Below are 12950 nucleotides of genomic sequence, written 5' to 3' on the forward strand. Positions count from 1 at the left end.
GCATGTTTGTTTGTAGAACGCCCATGCCGCAACCGAGTCTGCCCACCGAATCCCTGGCCTATGTGCTGCAACGCGCCGCACAGGTCGTCGAATCCGTCCAGAAGGGGACCGCATTGCCGCAGGCGCTGACGCAAGCCACCGCCCAGTGCGCACCGACCGTGCGTGCCGCCACGCAGGATCTCGCCTACCGTGCCGTGCGACGTCTGGGCAGCAGCCGCGCGCTGCTCGCCGTGCTCGTCAAGCCGGCCTTGCAGGCACGCGTGCGCGACATCCTGCTGTGTGCCCTCGCGTTGCTGCAAGACGATGCCGAAGGCGCTGCGTACACCGAATTCACGGTCGTCGACCAGGCGGTCGAAGCCATTGCGGCGCAGCGTCGTACGGCGGCGGCGAAGGGGCTGGCCAACGCAGTGCTGCGACGTTTCTTGCGTGAGCGCGCTGCGTTGATGGCGCAGATCGAGACGCAACCCGAAGCGCGCTGGAATTACCCGGCGTGGTGGATCGACACCGTGCGTCGTGCCTATCCCGACCAATGGGAGACGCTGCTGGCCGCTGGCAATGGCCGGGGGCCGATGACGCTGCGCGTGAACACGCGTCGTATCGGCGTGGACGCCATGCAAGAGGCGCTGACGCAGGCTGGCATGGAGGCCGAAGTCATTGGCCCGGGGGCGCTGCGTCTGGCGCAGGCGGTGCCGGTGGATCGTCTGCCCGGTTTCGCCGACGGATGGGTCTCGGTGCAGGATGCCGGTGCGCAACTGGCCGCACCGCTGGTACTCGGCGAGCATCCGACGCCGGGCATGCGTGTGCTGGACGCCTGCGCAGCCCCTGGCGGCAAGACCGGCCACCTCCTGGAAATGGCGGACGTGCAGGTCACGGCGCTCGAATCGGACCGCACGCGCGTGCCGCGCATCTACGAGAACCTCGAACGTCTTGGGCTGGAGGCGGATGTGCGCATCGGCGATGCGGGCAATCCGTCGAAATGGTCCGGCGGGGGATGGGACGGCGTGCCGTTCGACCGTATTCTGGCCGACGTGCCGTGCTCGGCGGCGGGCATCGTGCGCCGCCATCCGGACATTCGCTGGTTGCGTCGCGAGGCCGACATTGCCGCGCTGGTCGAAGAGCAGCGCCGGATCCTGCTTGCGCTGTGGGAGACGCTGGCCGTGGGCGGCGAACTGATCTATGCGACGTGCTCCGTCTTCCCGGCGGAAAACGAGCAGCAAGCGCAATGGTTTGAACGTGTTTGCACAGATGCGGTACGATTGGACGCTCCCGGGCAATTGCTGATGACCCCTGGCGGCGCCCACGATGGCTTCTACTACGCTCGCTTCCAGAAACGGTGACTTTCTACCAACGGCTACTGGCCTGCCTGCTGCCACTGCTGCTGTGCGTTTTTGCGCTCGGCTACGCGGCACCCGCGCGCGCCGAAAACGAAATCCAGGTGCGCGAGGCCCGGCTCGAACCGTCGGACGGCGGCTGGTCGCTCGACGCACGCTTCGCCTTCGAACTCAATAGCAGTCTCGAAGATGCCGTCAATCGCGGCATCTCCCTCTATTTCACGACGGACTTCGAGCTGACCCGCTCGCGCTGGTACTGGTTCGACGAAAAGGTCGTGAACACGTCTCAGAGCGTGCGGTTGTGGTTCCAGCCGCTCACGCGTCAGTACCGTGTCTCCAGCAATAACGGCAACAGCAACAGCGGCGGCCTGCAACTCGGCTTCGGTTCGCTGCGCGAAGCGCTCGCACTCGTACGCAATGTCAGCGGCTGGCGCGTGATCGAGAAGGGCGTGGCCAAGCCGGGCACGCAGTATCAGGTGTCGGTGCGCATGCGGCTCGACAACGCGCTCATGCCCAAGCCGTTCCAGATCGATGCGGTGAACAATCGCGACTGGAACCTCAGTTCGGACTGGACGCGCTTCTTGTTCACACCCGCGCAACCGTCGACCTCGGCAAGCTTGTCCGCACCGGCCACGGCGGCGCTGCCCGTGGCGGCATCGGTTTCCGCGTCGACATCGGCGTCCGCCGCAGCGGCGCCGATCACGCTGGTACCGTCCGCTGCGCCTGCGAGCTTCGGCCTGACGGGGATGACGGCATCGCCCGACGCGACGAGTCCTGCGAACGCCGCGAATGCCGCCTCGCGTTCGACGGGCAAATTGCCACTGGCCTTCAACGCGGCCCTCCCGCCCGGAGCTGCCCGTGTCAAATAACGGCGGCGGCCTGCTCAAGCACATCGTCATTCGCACGCTGATCGTCACGATGGCGCTGGTCGCCATCGGTCTGTTCGGCCTGCTTGCGCTCGCGTCGGCCAATACCGAATTCTTCGATCGCTACTATTCGCTGCTCTACACCGCGAATATCGCGGTCGCGTTCATCTTCGTCTTCATCGTCGGCGCGCTCGTCTGGATCATTCTCGTGCGGCTGCGTCAGCGACGTTTCGGCACGCGACTGCTCGCCAAGCTCGCGATCTTCTTCGCGCTGGTGGGCGTGCTGCCGGGCGGCATCATCTATCTCGTGTCGCTGCAATTCGTCTCGCGCAGCATCGAATCGTGGTTCGACGTGCGGGTCGAAACGGCGCTCGATTCCGGTCTCGAACTCGGGCGCGCGATTCTCAACAACGGGTTGTCCGATCTGAGTGCGAAGGCACAACTGGTGGCCGACAATCTGGCGTCGAGCGGCGAGAAGGGCGGCACGCTCACGCTGCTGCGCATGCGAGATCAGTTCGGCTTGCAGGACGCGACCATCGTCGACGGCAACGGTCGCGTGCTGGCCTCGGCCTCAGGCAACTTCAACGCGCTGGTGCCCGATCTGCCCACGGCGCTGATGTTGCGACAGGCGCGCACGCAGCCGCGTGGCTACACAGCTATCGAAGGCGGCAGCGAAGGCTACGATCGGCACGAAGGACACGATCAGTTGCGCTGGCGGGTCGTGACCCGCATTCCGTCGAGTTACACGTCGGCGCTGCAGGACGACGAACGGTTTCTGCAGGTCACCCAACTGGTCCCGGCCAATCTGGCCAAGAGCGCCGAGGCCGTGCAGAACGCTTATCGCGAATATCAGGAGAAGGCGCTGGGACGCACGGGCCTTCGCAAGATGTACATCGGTACGCTGACGCTATCGCTGTTCCTCGCGACGTTCGTGGCGATGATGCTCGCGCTGGCGCTCGGCAGCCAGCTGGCGCGTCCGCTGTTCCTGCTCGCACGCGGCACGCAGGAAGTCGCAGCGGGCGATTTGTCGCCCAAGGGGGAAATGCGCACCAATGACGAACTGGGTTTCCTCACGCAGGCCTTCAATGCGATGACGCGTCAGTTGTCCGACGCGCGCGCCACCGTGGAGCGCAACCGGCTCGCGCTGGAAAGTTCGAAAGCACACCTGGAGTCCATTCTGTCGAGCCTGACGGCCGGTGTGTTCGTCTTCGATCGGGATTTCCGACTGACGACGGCCAACGCGGGTGCCGAGCGCATCTTCAAGCAGAGTTTTCAGGGTGAATTGAATCGCTCGCCCGCGCATATTCCGGCGCTGGTAGAGTTCGGTGAAACGCTGCGTCGTGCGTTCGCGGATCGCGACGCCAATGCCGACCTCGGTCCGGGCGGGCACTGGCAGCAGCAGATCGGTCTGACGCTGCCAGGGGAAACCGACGGCGTGACGCTGCTGGTGCGCGGCTCGCATTTGCCGGAGCCGATGGTGGCGGTGGCCGGGGTGCCGACCAGCGCAGGCGGCGGCTACGTGGTGGTGTTCGACGACATCAGCGACGTGATCTCCGCGCAGCGCTCGGTGGCATGGGCCGAAGTGGCGCGGCGTCTGGCGCACGAGATCAAGAATCCGCTCACGCCGATTCAACTCTCGGCGGAGCGCTTGCAGATGAAGCTGTCCGACAAGCTGCCGCCGGCCGACGCCGAAGTGTTGCGTAAGGGCGCGACGACCATCGTCAATCAGGTAGCGGCCATGAAGCGCATGGTGGACGATTTCCGCGACTATGCGCGACTGCCGCCCGCGATCATGCATCCGTTGCAACTCAACGAGCTGATTGGCGAGGTCCTGACGTTGTACGGTGTGGATGAAGGGCGCGGCACGATCCGTCCGTACCTCGATGCCGAGCTGCCGGAAATTCGCGGAGACTCGACGCAATTGCGGCAGGTTATCCATAATCTGCTGCAGAATGCTCAAGATGCGGTCGGCGGAACCGAAAACCCTCTTATCACGGTGGAAACGAAGACAGTAGAATACGCAGGAACGGATGTGCATCCCGGCGAACCGAAGCGCACAGCAGTGCGTCTGACGATCACGGACAATGGACCGGGCTTCCCGGCGCGCATTCTGACCCGTGCATTCGAACCCTACGTGACGACCAAGTCGAAGGGCACCGGGCTCGGGTTGGCGATGGTCAAGAAGATCGTCGACGAGCATCAGGCGCGCATCGACATCCGTAACCGGTCTTTACCCGAGGGCGAAGGCAGTGCAGGTGCACAGATTTCGATCTTGTTTACTCAATTGGCTGACGACCAGGAACTGCCGCGCAGCAAGCCGGCAGAACACACGAAGGTAGCGTAAATGGCAACCATTTTGGTGGTGGATGACGAAATGGGGATCCGGGAGCTGCTCTCGGAGATTCTGAGCGACGAGGGGCATGTCGTGGAGGTGGCGGAGAACGCGCAGGAAGCGCGCGCTTTCCGTGCCGCACACACGCCCGATCTCGTGCTGCTCGATATCTGGATGCCCGATACCGACGGCGTGACCTTGCTCAAGGAATGGGCGGCACAGCAGTTGCTGACCATGCCCGTGATCATGATGTCCGGACATGCCACGATCGACACCGCCGTCGAGGCGACGAAGATCGGCGCGCTGAACTTCCTCGAGAAGCCCATCGCCCTGCAAAAGTTGTTGCAGGCGGTGGAGCAGGGACTGGCGCGTGGCAAGCGCGAAGCGTCCGGTGGGGCGGCAAGCGCCTTCGAAGGCGACGACGACGCACTCGAAGCCGGCGTCTTCGGCGAGAGCGAGCCGCGTCACGCCGGCACGGGCCTGAACGGCACGGCGTCGCATCACGTGCCGCTCGGCGTGAGCGATGCCGACGGCGTGAGCGGCGTGCCCGGTGCAGGTACGTCGGCGGAGATCTCTTTCGACGTTCCGCTGCGCGAGGCCCGCGACGCCTTCGAGCGCGCTTACTTTGCTTATCATCTGGCCAAGGAACACGGCAGCATGACGCGCGTGGCCGAGAAGACCGGGCTGGAACGCACGCACCTGTATCGCAAGCTCAAGCAATTGGGCGTCGAACTTTCCAAGAGCAAGACCTGACGGAACGGCGGTGTGGCGCGTGCAAAGGTGCCGTCATGCCGCTTCGCTGCAGATTTTTTTAGAGGAAGGGCTTGCACAAAGCGTATTCGTTCTCTATAATCGCTTTTCTCTTGGCCCGGTAGCTCAGTTGGTAGAGCAGCGGATTGAAAATCCGCGTGTCGTTGGTTCGATTCCGACCCAGGCCACCAAATTCGAAGGGCTTGCGCATATCGCAAGCCCTTTTTGCGTTTGACCGAAAACGCTGCCCGATGATGGGTATAACGGCCCGGCGATAGCTGCGCGGGGCAACGCGGTTCAAAATCGCGTGACAACTCCCGCACGCGGGTTGCCCGGAAGATCCGGGGACGTTCGAGACTACGATGTCCGTACGTCCCGACTGTCCGAAAGGTCCGATCTTCGATGGTAGCCGCAAGCGCGTGCCCCGGCCCCCGCTGTCGCGATGCCTCGATGCTCCGACGGCAAGGGCGATACTGCTAGCGCATGATCATGACGACAAGCACCGATTCCGCTCTGGTTCTGTTCTCCGGTGGACAGGATTCGACCACCTGCCTCGCGTGGGCGCTCTCGCGCTACGCGCGCGTCGAGACGCTGGGTTTCGATTACGGCCAGCGCCATAGCGTCGAGCTGGAATGCCGCACCGACGTACTGGCCAAGCTCCGCGAACGTTTTCCGCAGTGGGCGCCGCGACTGGGCGACGATCACATGATCGACCTGTCGATTCTCGGTCAGATCAGCGAGACCTCGCTTACGCGCGAAACCACGATTGCGATGGCGGCGAACAATCTGCCGAACACCTTCGTGCCGGGACGAAATCTGCTGTTTCTGACGATTGGTGCGACCATTGCGTATCGCCGCGGTTTGCGCGTGCTCGTCGGCGGTATGTGCGAGACGGATTTCTCGGGCTACCCGGATTGCCGCGACGACACCATGAAGGCGCTTCAGGTCGCGCTCAATCTGGGCATGGACCAGCGCTTCATCGTCGAGACACCGTTGATGTGGATCGATAAGGCCGACACATGGCAGATGGCGCAGGATCTGGGCGGCGACGTGCTCGTCGAGACCGTGCGCGAAGACACACACACGTGCTATCTGGGCGAGCGCAGCGTGCTGCACCCCTGGGGCTACGGATGTGGCGAATGCCCGGCGTGTCAGTTGCGTCAGCGCGGCTACGAGCAGTGGCGGGCACGCGATAACCCGAATCAGGGTCGCCAGGCGGTCTGATTCTTCATAGTCGAATCGAGAGCATCATGACGTACGCGGTAAAGGAAATCTTCTACACATTGCAGGGCGAGGGCGCGAACGCCGGACGCCCGGCCGTGTTCTGCCGGTTTGCAGGCTGCAACCTCTGGACCGGGCGCGAAGAGGACCGTGCCGACGCCGTCTGCCAGTTCTGCGATACGGACTTCGTCGGCACCGATGGCGAAAACGGTGGCAAGTACCGCACGCCGGCCGACCTCGTCGCACAGGTCGTCGCTCTGTGGCCGCAGGACGATCGCGCGCACCGCTTCATCGTGTGCACCGGCGGCGAGCCACTGCTTCAGCTCGATGCCCCGCTGATCGCTGCGCTGCATGCCGAGGGTTTTCGCATTGCCGTGGAAACCAATGGCACGCAAGCCATTCCCGAAGGCATCGACTGGGTGTGCGTGAGCCCGAAGGCCGATGCCGAACTGATCGTCACGCGTGGCGACGAGCTGAAGGTTGTGGTGCCGCAGGATCGTCAGCGTCTGGCCGATTACGAAGCTCTCGACTTCACGCACTTCTATCTGCAACCGATGGATGGCCCGTTGCGGGACACGAATACCAAGCTGGCGATCGACTATTGCAAGTCGCACCCGCGCTGGTCGTTGTCGATGCAGACGCACAAATACCTGAATATTCCCTGAGCCGTTGCTGTGATTACGATTACCCGGAAACTCGAATTCGATGCGGGCCACCGCATTCCCGATCACCGAAGCCAGTGCCGCAACCTGCACGGGCATCGCTACGTGCTCGAAATCACGCTCGCGGGCGAAGTGAGCCGCGAGAGCGGTGCGTCCGACAACGGCATGGTGATGGACTTTGCCGACGTGAAGGCGCTCGCCAACGAGCATCTGGTGTCTGTCTGGGACCACGCGTTTCTCGTCTATGAGGGCGACACGGCCGTGCGCACGTTCCTCGAGACGATGCCCGACCACAAGACCGTGGTGTTCGACCGCGTGCCGACCGTCGAGAACCTTGCCGCAGCCGCGTTCGACAAGCTGAGCCACGTGTTCGATGCGCATTACGGTCGCGACCTGCGTCTGGTGCGCCTGCGTCTGTACGAAACGCCGAACTGCTGGTCGGAAGTGACCGCCTGAGCCACGGCTTGCGCGAATCGACCGTGATCCTCTGGGATGACGCCCGAGATGTCACAGAACCGATACTTCACCCGCAATCGCGACGGCTGTCGGTGAAGGCATGACCGAAAGTGGAAACCCGCCAGATCAAACGTCTGGCGGGTTTTTTATTTTTCGGAGGAGTTATGGCAAGAATTCCAGCGGCTGCAAATTCCGTCGCACGGGAGCCGGAAACGGGCGTGCAGCTCTATTCGGTTCGCCGCCTCAATTCGGACGTCGGCATCGGGTCGCTCAATCGGGCGGCGAACCGGTCGAGGGTGACGACAACGTTTGCGTCGACATCGAATGCGACTCGCCCCGGACATGACGCGTTTCGCACTGACGTCACCGGCGTGCGTCCGTACGGCGATCCGCCGCCACCGTATGCGCTGCCCGGCCAACGGCCCGAGGTGTTGCCGCCCGGCCCGCCGCCTGCATATTCGGCAGAGGATGCCTGGCGAAGCCACTGTGTCAGACCGTCTGCGCCGCCGCTGGACGACGAGCGGGCCACCATCGCCCGCTATCTCGACGCAGGTCATCCGCGCTCCGACGTGTGACATCGCGCTATGATGCGGCTGGTTACACGTAACTCGCCTCTATAACGGCAATCGCCAACACCCGATATCGCGAAGGGGGGACTCTCATGATCAAGACACTGCTGCGCGGCCTGCTGACCGCATTCCTGTTCACTGTTTTTGCTGTGTCCGCCACGTCGGCAATTGCGGAAGACAAGGTCGTGTATCACATCAACGACGCCGAGCATCAGGCACTCGCGGGCTTGCGCAACATTCGCAACCAGCTGGACACGGTGCCGGACAGCAAGATCGTGGTCGTCGCGCATTCGCAGGGCGTCGATTTCCTGATGGAGAGTTACAAGGACGCGGCGACCGTCGGGCCGCTGATCTCGGCGCTGCACGCGCGCGGCGTCAAGTTCGAGGTGTGCGAAATCACGCTCAAGCAGCGCAATCTGAAGAAGGACCAGTTCGTGCTGGATGCAGATTTCACGCCGTCCGGCGTGGTCGAACTGACGCGCTTGCAGCAAAAGGGATATGCCTACATCAAGCCGTAAGTGCCTGAGCGCCTGAGTGCGATAGCGCGAGCGCGATCTCACCCCGAAGCCCCGGTTCGAGCCGGGGCTTTTTGTTTGGCGCACAATAGGCGTACGTCCGTTCCCGGAGGTGTGCCATGACCCGTGCCGTCCCGACGTCGTTCGCCCTGCGCCGCGTGTTTACCGGTGCTGTCGTCGTGCTTGCAGGCGTTGCGTGCGCCCCGGTCCCCTACGCGGTCGCTGCCGCACAGGCGCCTGCGCAAGCCCTCACCGATCAGGCCGTGCATCAGTACGAAGCGGGCCAGCAGACGCAAGCGCTCGACGCATTTCGTCGCGCCGCCGAACAGGGCAACCGCCTTGCGCAGTTCGATTACGCGATGATGCTGCTCAACGGCGAGGGGGTGACGGCCGATCCCAATGGGGCTGTGCAATGGCTGGAACGGGCGGCCAACGCGGGCATGACGCAGGCGCAATACGTCTACGGCAAGATGTTCGACGACGGCTACGTCGTGAACAAATCGATTCCTCAAGCCAACCTCTGGTACGAGAAAGCCGCGAAGCAGGGCCATGTGCAGGCGCAGGCGGCTATTGCCAACGAGTACTTCATCGGGCGGGGCGTGCCCAAAGACTACAAGACCGCCTTTACCTGGTACGAAAAAGCCGCGCGCGGCGGCGACCTGCCGTCGCAGTACATCGTGGCGAGCTATTACGAGCGCGGCTACGGCGTCGTGACGCCCGATCCGGAGCGCGCACGCCTTTGGTACGAGAAGGCCGCTGCACAGGGCGACGTCGCCGCACAAGGCAAGCTCGACGCCATGAATCGCGAACGCGCGCAACGCCCATCGGGCGCTCAGCCCTCGCCAGCCGCGCGATAACGCAGCGGATTTCCGAAGTTCTGATCACGCATCTCCCGGATGCGAAGAATCCCATCATGAATCGCTGATGCCGGATCGGTATTCTCAGCCTCAACGAATTCATTGTTGAGGAGCGCGAACGACGAACACCGCCGACGTCGACTGACGGTCCGGTATCGCCCGCTCGCTAAGAGATGATGGAATCAGACCTCCGACCCGACGAGATCGACGACATCCCCCACGGGGCGGTGCTACGTCTGCTGACTGGCCCGATGCGCGGCTGCGAGTTCGCGCTGCCGCCCGGGGTGACGCTCTTCGTCATTGGCCCCAGCGATCCCGCTTTCGATCGCGGCTGGCAGACGGAAATGCCGCCCAACGCCATCTATGTGCCGATGGACGGCGAAGGCGGCGACAACTTCGAAGTGCTGGTCGACGACGCCGGACGCGAGGGACTGTTCGTGCGCGTGCTCAACGAAGGTGCCGGTGCGGAAGTCGCCATCGACGCCTCGCAGATCGCCCGCATCGGCGATGTTCGCGTGGGTGTGAAGCGTGTCGACGCAGCGTGGTCCGACGAGGTACAGCGCAGCTTGTGCGCTCAGGCGCGGCCCGACGACGAGGTGAGCCCGGCGCGCGTGCGCCGCCGCTGGCAGCAGGCGTTCTGGTCATGCGCTGTCGTCGTGCTGCTCGTCGCAAGCGCGTTCTTCTACTGGCGCTCGGAGCCGCAACGTCAGGCGCAGAGCGTGTCGGAATATCTCGAATCGCTCGGCGGTCGCGCCACCGTGCTGCCCGGCAACGACGGTCATCTCTACGTGCTTACGGAAGACGGCGATGCGCGGAACGCATTGGCGCGCGCGCTCGGCGCAGAGGTCATGAAGCGGGAAAAGCTGCTGCTCGTCGCACTCGACGAAGAGAACGCGCGCATCACGCAGTGGATCGATACATCGCGCACCGAGGTGCTGTATTTCAAGCTCTCGCTCGATGACCCGGCCGTGCCGGAGCTATGGATCAATCGCAAGCAGAAGGGGCTGTCCGACGTCGAGATGGCGCAGTTCCGCCAGGCGCTGCTGGAGCGCATTCCCTATGCCCATCGCGTGAACGTCACGCTGCATGACGAAACCGAAGCAAACGGCGAGGCCGAGGACGCGCTCAAGCGTCAGATGGTCCCGTTCCTGCGCACCGATACCCCGGAAGGCGTGACGTTCCACATCAGCACGGAACTCGACGATGTCCAGCTGCGCCGTCTTTATGGCTTCATGCAGACCTTCGAGAAGCGGTGGGGCAAGCGTCTGGTGCACTTCAACGTCGATTTGCGCGACGACTGGACGGCAAAGCAATCGTACGCGTACGGTCCGGCCGCTTATGTGAAAGACGGGCCGCATCAGTGGCGATTTATCAACCGGCAGTGATGCCGCACAGGAGCTTTGAAAACCGTGATTATGAGCACTCCGGAAGTGAACGGCGAGGAGCTGACTTACCTCGAGCAGTTGTCGAAGGAATTCAACGGATCGACATCGGAATTGAAGAAGCGCATGGACGAGGCGATCGCGCTGATCAAAAACGAGCCGACCGAATCGGAGGGTATGGCCAAATTCCAGGCGGCCATGGCCGCCTACACGACGATGCGTGCAGCGCAGTCCGGTACCGTCAAGACACTGAAGGACACGACGCAAGGGATCATCTCCAAGTACTGAGGCACGCGCCATCGAACGCGCGTGCGTTCACCGACATATCGAACGAGGTTGTCATGCTATTCGATCCTTCGCTGTTATCGGTCCGGTCGTCGGACCCCGACGTCTCGGTGTCCGCGACCGATCCCGCCGCAGGCCAGACACTGGAGTCGCGTTTCATGAACGCGGTGGCCAATCTGTCTGCCGATTTCGAAGCAGACCGTGCAGGCATCGCGGCGGCGGCGTCGCGTTTCGACCCGAGTAAACCGGAGAGCGCGATGGACTTGCAGAATCGGCTGGCCGTGTACGGCATCGATGTCGGCATGGCGAGTTCGCTCGCGCGCAAATCGGTCGCAGCCGTCGAGGCATTGCTTCGGTAATGCGGCGCTACGTCTTTCTCCTCGTCGCTGTGCTGGCGCTCACGGGATGCCGTAAAGCCGAGACGCTGCTTAGCGCGCTCGACCAGCAGCAGGCCAATGAAGTGGCCGCCGTGCTGCTGCGTCACGACATCGCGACGCAGAAGACCGACGCGGGAAAGGCGGGCTATTCGATTTCGGTCGACGCCGCCGATTTTCCGCAAGCGGTGGACTGGCTCAAGACGTACGACTTGCCGTCGCGTCCCCGTATGGAAATCGCACAGATGTTCCCGCCCGATTCGCTCGTGGCGTCGCCGCGCGCCGAGCGGGCGCGTCTGTACTCCGCGATCGAGCAGCGGCTGGAGCAGTCCGTCCGACTGATGAGCGGCGTGCTCGCGGCACGCGTACATGTGAGTTATGACGTCGATGCGCAGGCAGGCAATACACCGGTGTCCAGTCCACATATCTCTGCTGTCGTCGTGTATCGGAACGAGGTCGATGCGACGGCGCTGATCAACGATATCCGACGATTTCTCAAGAACAGTTTCGACGATGTGCGCTACGAGAACATCTCCGTCGTGCTCTCGCGGCAGCCGGTCTCGCTCAGTGCGGGTCCGTCGTTGCCCGTCGAGAAGCGAACGAACGAAGGCCGCCCGCTCTGGCCGCTTCTGGTGGTCGGCATGCTGGCTTGCGCGGTGCTCGCTGCGGCGCTGAAGGCGCGCGTAAGGTGGCCGGGACGCAGTGACGTCACGCTGCAAGTGTCGGAGGGCCGATGATGGCCTTGTACCCGACACCCGACCTGCACGAGTCGACGAGGCCGATTGCCGTGAGCTGGAGGACGATGATGTTCGACCCGGTGTCGTACGTCCATCCGGTGCGCTTTAGCTATCCGGTGCGGTTCGCGTCGCCGCGTCAGCGGGCCGTAATCAACGAAATGCTCATCGCCGGATTTCGTCTCGACAGGCACTGGCCGTTCGATCAGATCGGCATCGTCGAGCGACCCTGGGTACTCAACTGGCGATTGTTGCCGCAAGTGGCCTATCTGATGGGATGTCAGGTGCACAAGGCGAGTCTGTGTCGTCGTGCTGCGCTGCTCGGATTACCCCGATGGGCCTATGCGTACGCCCGGTTGCCGGTGCTCGATGCGGTGCCGTCCGCCGTGGCGGCACCGCCGTCGCACAGCGAATTGCTGGGCGAAGGCTTTGTGCGGCTCATGGCGTTGAGCGCATCGCTTCGCGAACCGCTTCGTCAGCGTTTGCCATTGCTGTTTCCCCCCCTCGATTCTTGCGCCGCCGACATGCCCGACGCGCGCGACGTGCGACTTTTCGTGACGGCTCTGCAATATGCCAAGAAGCATCCCCATTCCCCCCCGGACACGCGTCATTGACG

At 63.4% G+C, this 12950-nt stretch carries 14 protein-coding genes, 1 tRNA gene and 1 pseudogene; all 16 read left to right on the forward strand.

The window, feature by feature from the left end; all coding sequences use genetic code 11:
* Nucleotides 1-2 precede the first annotated feature (2 nt).
* The 16 genes and pseudogenes from rsmB to MB84_RS00680 all read left to right on the forward strand — a co-directional run bounded on the left by rsmB (nt 3) and on the right by MB84_RS00680 (nt 12948).
* A complete protein-coding gene (rsmB, locus tag MB84_RS00605) occupies nt 3-1337 on the forward strand; it encodes a 16S rRNA (cytosine(967)-C(5))-methyltransferase RsmB (protein WP_046290351.1) in 1335 nt (444 codons plus the stop codon).
* A pseudogene (locus tag MB84_RS00610) lies at nt 1334-1930 on the forward strand (DUF4390 domain-containing protein); the annotation flags it as partial. The gene rsmB and the pseudogene MB84_RS00610, both read left to right, overlap by 4 nt.
* Nucleotides 1931-2249: 319 nt before the next feature.
* Complete coding sequence (locus tag MB84_RS00615) at nt 2250-4541, forward strand: sensor histidine kinase (protein WP_281192322.1); 2292 nt, start codon at nt 2250-2252, stop codon at nt 4539-4541.
* Nucleotides 4542-5282 (forward strand): response regulator, encoded by a 741-nt coding sequence (locus MB84_RS00620; protein ID WP_046290353.1) that lies wholly within the window; start codon nt 4542-4544, stop codon nt 5280-5282. It abuts the gene before it with no gap.
* 112 nt (nt 5283-5394) lie between these two features.
* Nucleotides 5395-5470 (forward strand) — tRNA-Phe (locus tag MB84_RS00625).
* A 292-nt stretch (nt 5471-5762) separates the two neighbouring features.
* Nucleotides 5763-6503: a 7-cyano-7-deazaguanine synthase QueC gene (gene queC, locus MB84_RS00630; RefSeq protein ID WP_046290354.1), complete on the forward strand. Its 741-nt coding sequence runs from the start codon at nt 5763-5765 to the stop codon at nt 6501-6503.
* 26 nt (nt 6504-6529) lie between these two features.
* A complete protein-coding gene (gene queE / locus MB84_RS00635; RefSeq protein ID WP_046290355.1) occupies nt 6530-7165 on the forward strand; it encodes a 7-carboxy-7-deazaguanine synthase in 636 nt (211 codons plus the stop codon).
* Between the two features lie 12 nt (nt 7166-7177).
* Entirely contained in the window at nt 7178-7618 is a 441-nt protein-coding gene (gene queD / locus MB84_RS00640) for a 6-carboxytetrahydropterin synthase QueD (RefSeq protein WP_411829204.1), read from the forward strand.
* 164 nt (nt 7619-7782) lie between these two features.
* Nucleotides 7783-8193, forward strand: a complete 411-nt coding sequence (locus MB84_RS00645) for a hypothetical protein (RefSeq protein WP_157122598.1) — start codon at nt 7783-7785, stop codon at nt 8191-8193.
* An 89-nt stretch (nt 8194-8282) separates the two neighbouring features.
* On the forward strand, nt 8283-8705 hold the full coding sequence (locus MB84_RS00650; RefSeq protein WP_084009977.1) for a DsrE family protein: 423 nt from the start codon (nt 8283-8285) through the stop codon (nt 8703-8705).
* Nucleotides 8706-8821: 116 nt separating this feature from the next.
* Nucleotides 8822-9559, forward strand: coding sequence for a tetratricopeptide repeat protein (locus MB84_RS00655; RefSeq protein ID WP_046290358.1), 738 nt, complete (start codon nt 8822-8824; stop codon nt 9557-9559).
* Between the two features lie 173 nt (nt 9560-9732).
* A complete protein-coding gene (locus tag MB84_RS00660; protein WP_046290359.1) occupies nt 9733-10944 on the forward strand; it encodes a PrgH/EprH family type III secretion apparatus protein in 1212 nt (403 codons plus the stop codon).
* Nucleotides 10945-10974: 30 nt separating this feature from the next.
* On the forward strand, nt 10975-11229 hold the full coding sequence (gene sctF, locus MB84_RS00665; RefSeq protein ID WP_046290360.1) for a type III secretion system needle filament subunit SctF: 255 nt from the start codon (nt 10975-10977) through the stop codon (nt 11227-11229).
* Nucleotides 11230-11282: 53 nt separating this feature from the next.
* On the forward strand, nt 11283-11585 hold the full coding sequence (gene sctI / locus MB84_RS00670) for a type III secretion system inner rod subunit SctI (protein WP_046290361.1): 303 nt from the start codon (nt 11283-11285) through the stop codon (nt 11583-11585).
* Nucleotides 11585-12337 carry an EscJ/YscJ/HrcJ family type III secretion inner membrane ring protein gene (locus tag MB84_RS00675; protein WP_046290362.1) on the forward strand — a complete coding sequence of 251 codons (753 nt, stop codon included), beginning with the start codon at nt 11585-11587 and terminating at the stop codon, nt 12335-12337. Before sctI ends, MB84_RS00675 begins: the two co-directional genes overlap by 1 nt.
* On the forward strand, nt 12334-12948 hold the full coding sequence (locus tag MB84_RS00680; RefSeq protein ID WP_065225736.1) for a type III secretion apparatus protein OrgA/MxiK: 615 nt from the start codon (nt 12334-12336) through the stop codon (nt 12946-12948). Before MB84_RS00675 ends, MB84_RS00680 begins: the two co-directional genes overlap by 4 nt.
* The last annotated feature ends 2 nt before the right edge of the window (nt 12949-12950 follow it).

It is taken from the genome of Pandoraea oxalativorans (assembly GCF_000972785.3).
Taxonomy (GTDB): domain Bacteria; phylum Pseudomonadota; class Gammaproteobacteria; order Burkholderiales; family Burkholderiaceae; genus Pandoraea; species Pandoraea oxalativorans.

Bases quoted from the DNA above. Each gene is read 5' to 3' on its own strand.
- rsmB (WP_046290351.1), top strand. From the start codon at position 3: ATGTTTGTTTGTAGAACGCCCATGCCGCAACCGAGTCTGCCCACCGAA.
- MB84_RS00615 (WP_281192322.1), top strand. From the start codon at position 2,250: ATGGCGCTGGTCGCCATCGGTCTGTTCGGCCTGCTTGCGCTCGCGTCG.
- MB84_RS00660 (WP_046290359.1), top strand. From the start codon at position 9,733: ATGATGGAATCAGACCTCCGACCCGACGAGATCGACGACATCCCCCAC.
- MB84_RS00675 (WP_046290362.1), top strand. From the start codon at position 11,585: ATGCGGCGCTACGTCTTTCTCCTCGTCGCTGTGCTGGCGCTCACGGGA.
- queC (WP_046290354.1), top strand. From the start codon at position 5,763: ATGATCATGACGACAAGCACCGATTCCGCTCTGGTTCTGTTCTCCGGT.
- MB84_RS00655 (WP_046290358.1), top strand. From the start codon at position 8,822: ATGACCCGTGCCGTCCCGACGTCGTTCGCCCTGCGCCGCGTGTTTACC.
- MB84_RS00645 (WP_157122598.1), top strand. From the start codon at position 7,783: ATGGCAAGAATTCCAGCGGCTGCAAATTCCGTCGCACGGGAGCCGGAA.
- MB84_RS00620 (WP_046290353.1), top strand. From the start codon at position 4,542: ATGGCAACCATTTTGGTGGTGGATGACGAAATGGGGATCCGGGAGCTG.
- queE (WP_046290355.1), top strand. From the start codon at position 6,530: ATGACGTACGCGGTAAAGGAAATCTTCTACACATTGCAGGGCGAGGGC.
- sctI (WP_046290361.1), top strand. From the start codon at position 11,283: ATGCTATTCGATCCTTCGCTGTTATCGGTCCGGTCGTCGGACCCCGAC.
- sctF (WP_046290360.1), top strand. From the start codon at position 10,975: ATGAGCACTCCGGAAGTGAACGGCGAGGAGCTGACTTACCTCGAGCAG.
- MB84_RS00680 (WP_065225736.1), top strand. From the start codon at position 12,334: ATGATGGCCTTGTACCCGACACCCGACCTGCACGAGTCGACGAGGCCG.